Here is a 772-nt window from a genome sequence, read left to right as displayed (position 1 = left end):
AGGGGAGTCCCGAGGGGCCCCCCCACCTCCACGGGATCCCTCGCCTCTCAGAGGCACCCTGGGCAGTTCCCTAAGGTCCCCGGCAGCAGGCGAGGGCAAGGAGGTTTTCCCGCCGCCGCCCGAGAAAGACCTCGAGAGTCCTTCTTCAACGCGTCTCGAGGCCCTAGTCCCCTCCCGTGACTCGAGAGCCATGACGCGCTCCCCCTCGCCACGCGCATGGAGACCTGACTTCCCTGGCGCCGCACGAGAGGCTCCCTGAGATCCTCGTCGTGCCTCGGGAGAAAACCCCCACGGGCGCCGCAGCTCGAGGAAACCCCTGAGACGCCCCCGTCCTCGCGAGCTGAGGGCCTTCTTTTCCTGCATGGCCTGGAGAGCAATCCCGGGTCCTCTCTCCAAACGGAAGAGGAGGCTGGACTCCCTTGAGGCCGCTCAGGGGGCTCCAAGAGACCCGCGTCGCGACTCGAGAGGAGAGCGGAGTCCTTGGCTTCCCCTCGAGACGAGGCCTGACTCCCCGGGGGAGCCTGGAATGCAACCCCGAGATCCCTGCCTTCCCTGGAGAGGAAAATTAGGTCCCGGACACACGCTTAGGTGAGGTCTCTTAGGCCCTGCAGTGACTCGAGCGCCACCCCCAGCTTTCCCTCGCAACCCGAGGGGAAGATTGGGCTTCCCAGGGCCAACCCAAGGGGAAGGCTGAGATCCCCGTCGGAACTCGAGAATGCCGCAGCAACTCGAGAAAAACCACGTGGTTCCCACCGCTTGGCAAGTTGAGGCC

The 772-nt window shown here is 65.5% G+C and carries 1 pseudogene; it reads right to left on the bottom strand.

Features of this window, described 5'->3' with window-relative positions:
- Window positions 1-584 precede the first annotated feature (584 nt).
- Window positions 585-772 (bottom strand): annotated as a pseudogene (locus tag A6X21_RS25070) (hypothetical protein); the annotation flags it as partial.

This window comes from Planctopirus hydrillae (assembly GCF_001707835.1).
GTDB lineage: Bacteria > Planctomycetota > Planctomycetia > Planctomycetales > Planctomycetaceae > Planctopirus > Planctopirus hydrillae.
Note: the sequence above shows the minus strand (reverse complement) of the source record. Positions and strands in the feature narration are given on the sequence as shown.